The sequence below is a fragment of the Planktotalea sp. genome (assembly GCF_049680325.1).
GTDB lineage: Bacteria > Pseudomonadota > Alphaproteobacteria > Rhodobacterales > Rhodobacteraceae > Planktotalea.
In genome coordinates this window covers 1-4,330 of sequence record NZ_JBAUHO010000143.1, presented here as the reverse complement: position 1 = coordinate 4,330, position 4,330 = coordinate 1, and the positions used below count along the sequence as shown (strand labels likewise).

At 54.1% G+C, this 4,330-nt stretch carries 2 protein-coding genes; one reads left to right on the top strand and one right to left on the bottom strand.

Annotation, left to right across the window (positions count from 1 at the left end):
• Positions 1-175: 175 nt before the first annotated feature.
• Positions 176-1,669, top strand: coding sequence for an FMN-binding glutamate synthase family protein (locus WBC85_RS06330; RefSeq protein WP_424434088.1), 1,494 nt, complete (start codon positions 176-178; stop codon positions 1,667-1,669).
• Here WBC85_RS06330 and WBC85_RS06325 read toward each other — a convergent pair.
• Positions 1,652-4,330, bottom strand: a 2,679-nt coding sequence (locus WBC85_RS06325) for an AsmA family protein (RefSeq protein ID WP_424434086.1), incomplete at its 5' end; no start/stop codon positions are given. The genes WBC85_RS06330 and WBC85_RS06325 overlap by 18 nt on opposite strands.

The following is a 4,330-nucleotide window of genomic DNA, read 5'->3' as shown; positions in this document are numbered from 1 at the left end:
GGCAGGCGCAGCGAGTGCGCAGAGTAGCGCGGTCGCGGTCAAAAATCGGGTCATCGATTAACTCCTCTGTCACGTTCATGTGCACGGGCTTGTGCCTTTGGCGCGAATTGAACAGTGTCATGGCATTAGTAAGGATGTCCTTGCTATAGATCAAACCGCTTTGGGAGATTGGTGAATGGGATTTGCGATGAATGTGCTTGAAACCCTGGCGCTTTTGCTGGTGTTTTCGTTGGGTGCGCTGGCCTTTGTCGCAGCTATTTTGTTTGTTCTTGATCGTATTCAAACCGAAGATGCGATCCGGCGGAACTATCCAGTTATTGGCCGTTTCCGACATCTGTTTTCTACTTTGGGCGAATTTTTCCGCCAATATTTCTTTGCCATGGATCGTGAAGAATTGCCGTTCAACCGCGCGCAACGTGAATGGGTAAAACGCGCGGGCGAAGGGCATGGCAACACGGTTGCCTTTGGCTCTACCCGCAATCTGAATGTCGTTGGCACACCGATCTTCGCCAACGCAGCCTTTCCGCCGCTTGACGATCAATTTGCGTCTTCTGTGCCGTTGGTCATTGGTGAAGGTGCGCGGCAACCCTATGCAGCGCCAAGTTTTTTCAACATTTCCGGAATGAGTTTCGGCGCTATCTCCAAGCCCGCCGTTCAGGCATTGAGCCGCGGTGCCAAAGAAGCAGGTGTTTGGTTGAATACAGGTGAAGGCGGATTAAGCCCGTTTCACCTGGAAGGTGGCTGTGATGTTGTCTTCCAGATCGGTACGGCGAAATACGGTGTGCGTAATGAACATGGCGGTCTAAGCGACACCAAGCTGCGCGAGGCTGCCGCGCACCAAAATGTGCGCATGTTTGAACTAAAGCTCGCGCAGGGTGCGAAGCCTGGCAAAGGTGGTATTCTTCCGGGCGCGAAGGTCACGGCAGAGATTGCCGCAATTCGTGGAATTCCCGAAGGATCGGACAGCCTTTCGCCCAATCGCCATTTGGAGGTAAATGATTGGGGTGATTTGCTTGATCTTGTTGGGCATATTCGCGAGGTGACAGGCAAGCCGGTTGGTATCAAAACAGTTGTGGGGACCGAAGCGGGTACTCAGGGCCTGTTTGACGCGATCAATGCGCGCGGGGCTGATAGTGCGCCTGATTTTATTACAATTGATGGCGGCGAGGGCGGTACAGGTGCTGCGCCGATGCCGTTGATCGATCTGGTTGGCATGTCCATCCGCGAAGCGCTGCCTCTGGTGGTCGATATGCGTGATGCAGTCGGCTTGCATGAACGCATACGCATTATTGCAAGCGGCAAGCTGGTAAACCCGGGCGACATTGCTTGGGCTTTGGCTGCGGGCGCTGATTTTGTCACGTCAGCGCGCGGTTTCATGTTCTCGCTTGGCTGTATTCAGGCGCTCAAATGTAACAAGAACACCTGCCCTACAGGCATCACAACCCATGATCTACGCTTTCAAAAAGGGCTGGTGGTTGAAGACAAATACAAACGCGTTGCGCGCTATGCCAAAGGCATTGTGAAAGAGGTGGAAACCATCGCCCATTCAGTTGGCGTTGCAGAGCCACGTTTGATGCGACGCAATCACGTTCGTTTGATGCAGGATAACGGGCGGTCGTTGCCTATGTCAGACCTTTATCCGCCCGCCGTATCAGTTGCCGCCAAGTAGGTTTTTCAAGCCTTTTCCAAGCTCTTTTTCCAAGGCGTTTTTGGCTGCGTCTTCCAGCTGCTTCTGCTTGGCGCTATCGAGGTTCAGCTTCTTCGCGGCCTCTGCTGCGGCTTTCTTGGCTGCATCTTCAACCTTCTTTTTGGCAGCATTCTCTAGCTTCTTCGCTTCGGCTTCTGCCCTTTCGCGCAGCTTCTCTTTCTCCGCCTCTGCTTTGTCGAGAAGCTTTTGCTTTTCGCGTTCGATTTCTTGGCGGGCTTGTTCTTCAAGCTTTTTGCGCTCGTTCTCCAGATTAAGCGCAGCTTCCAGATCGGGGCGTATCGTTGGCGATGACCATGGGCCTTTGATGCGCACAGGAATTTCAATGCGGTCCTTGCTGCCAACTTCCTTTGCAATTGGCGTCACAAGGTAGTCAAGCGTCTGGGCACCAAGGTTGATATAGCCTTCCCCCTTGGCATCAACGCGGCCAGTCGAGACAGTCAGATCGTTATTCTGCAAACTACCGCCGCTGATAACGCCGTTTGCCTTCAGATTTTCAAAGGCGGTCAGGCTTGCATTGGCGTTGCCTTGGGTGATGAGGCCTTCCAGATCAATCCCCGCAATCGTGCCTTGCGGGACAGACAGGGCCAGATTGCCCGAAAGCGAGCGCATGATCGCGTCGACGGAGGCACCAGAGCCAAGGAAATTCACGCTTAGGTTCGCATTGCCTTGAATCTTGTTAACCTCGGCAAGTGCCGTAAGAAGCGGGCCAAGCGCGACAGAATTGGCATTCAAATCACCCGCGACGGATAGCCCGCCACGGTTATTGGCAACAAGTTGACCAGCAAAACTACCTTGATAGGCGCTTAGATTGTTGATCGAAACAACCGCACGCGAGTTGTCGATAGCAACACCCAAATCGGACGCACCGAGTTTGAGCGTACCAAGATTGATCGAATTGGCTTTCAGCTTGATATTGCCATTGAGCAGACCCAATGCGCTGGCGTCGATACGATCTTTGGACCAGCTGCTACCAGCGGATGAAGAAGTGCTTTCTGCTTCGCCAGAACTAAGGGCGCTGAAATCCAGATCGCCCGCTTGCAGATTTGCAGTTACGTTCGGGACCGAGCCACCAAGGCCGACGGACACGCCGCCGCTTAGCGTGTTCTGATCCAGCGAAACGGTTAGGCCTGACAAATCCAACTGGTTCGATTTGAACGAAATATTGGTATTCGCCGTGATCGCGCGACCGAACCCTTTTGGCAAATCAGGGGCGCTTTGACCAAGGGCCGTCATCAGGTTTGCAGTGCTTGGAACGTTGGCATTGATCTTGCCCGACACATTGGGTGCGCCGCCAGAAACAGCCAGATCGATGGCACCAGCAATAGTTGCGCCGCCGATTGATAGGTTCAACTCGCGTAGGTTCGCGGCGATGTTGCTGCCTTTAACCGTGGCTGTGACATTGGTTTTCACAGCAGGTGCAGCATTCGGGGAAAGTCCAAAACCACTTAGCGGCTGCCCCAACAGTGCAGCACTGCGCGCGGCGTTTGGCAAGTTAACGGCAAGGTTTGCGGCAATGTCAGGGACGTTATCTTGTAGCGCAAAGTCGGCGTTCCCTGTGATTTGTGCACCCTCAAGCGATGCGGTGAGCCCGCTGAGTTTGGCGCTGAGGTCAGAACCGCTGCTCGAGAGTGTGATCGCGCTGGAAAGGTTGGGATCGAATGCTTTATCCAGACCAAATTTTTCAGGTGCCTGACCCAGCATCCGCATAAGTTGGCCTGTGTTCTTCACATCCGCATTCAGCTTTGCCGTGACCTGCGGCGAACCAAGGGCGAGAACAACGTCAACGTCGCCAGCGATTTTACTTTCGTTAAGGCCCAACGCCATCTGCCGTAATGCAAGGCGTGCGTCGCTAAAGCTGACTTGGCTTTCTACGCTAACACTCGGATCGAAATCGGGGGCAAGCCCTAGCGCAGCGGGGTCTTGTCCCAATGCACGCAATAGCGCCCCTGCTTTCGGAATTGTGCCCGAGATTTGCATCGCCGCTTCCGGTTTGATTGACGCGAGTCCCTCAAATTCGATAGTAGCTCCAGCTGCTGCCAGCGTACCGCTCAGGGTCGATTGCTCGCCCGTGCTAAGGCCCATGACGTTTGCAACTGTTGCGTTCAGCTCAAGCCTTTCGGTGAAAGGCGTCAGCGCCAGCATAATATCGGCCGCACCACCCATATCGGGCCAACGCAGATCAAGATCGACGTCCTCAAAGGACTGATCTAGGCCCGTGCCATGATCGATGTAACGAAGCGAAGCGTTTGTAATCAAAGCGCGCTCTAACGAGAGATCAAAGCTTTGCCCGTCGCTATCTTGCTCCGTTGTTGGCGTTCTCGTTTCGGTGCTGGCTGTTTCGGCCGGGAAAAATTCCCAGTTCGCGCGGCCATTGGCATCCCGTTCCAGTACGACGCGGGGGCTATTTGCCTCTAGCTTGGTCACGCGAATTGTACCTGTCAAAAGTGCAGGCACATCGACACCTATGGATAGGCTATCAGAGGTGAGCAGTGGCCCGTTTTTGGCCCAATCAGCCGTTCCGATACTAGCAGGGCCAGTGGTAATGCCCAAAGTCGGATAAAGGCTGATCGACGTTTCAGGGCTGATGGTAACGATTCGCCCAGTTTGCTTGCTAAGCTGATC

What these genes read in the sequence shown, in the direction of transcription:
- WBC85_RS06330 (WP_424434088.1), top strand. Translation starts at nt 176, where the DNA reads ATGGGATTTGCGATGAATGTGCTTGAAACCCTGGCGCTTTTGCTGGTG.